The sequence below is a fragment of the Paraburkholderia sp. SIMBA_027 genome, assembly GCF_046535315.1.
GTDB classification, from domain to species: Bacteria; Pseudomonadota; Gammaproteobacteria; order Burkholderiales; family Burkholderiaceae; genus Paraburkholderia; species Paraburkholderia tropica.
In genome coordinates this window covers 1-253 of the sequence record NZ_JAWRWY010001151.1, presented here as the reverse complement: position 1 = coordinate 253, position 253 = coordinate 1, and the positions used below count along the sequence as shown (strand labels likewise).

Genomic DNA, 253 nt, shown 5'->3' with positions numbered 1-253 from the left:
CAATGCGGTAGTCGAGCTTGCGAAACGCCTTGACGACTTCGGCGCCTATGCCTTGCGATGCGCCGGTAACGACGACAACCTTTTGTGACGTGCTCATGCTTTACCCAGAAAATTTTTGTTCGCCTTCAACGCCGATCGGGCCGATGGCTCCGATCAAGGCAAATGTAGAGACGTTGATTCAGGTTTCGCATAAACCTGCAATCAACCCTTTTTAGCCTGCGCCAGCCACTGGTCGAGACTGACGCGGCCGATC

General features: G+C 54.2%; 1 pseudogene. It reads right to left on the bottom strand.

From position 1 onward, the window contains the following. A pseudogene (locus tag SB764_RS42750) lies at positions 1-97 on the bottom strand (3-oxoacyl-ACP reductase); the annotation flags it as partial. Between the last annotated feature and the right edge of the window lie 156 nt (positions 98-253).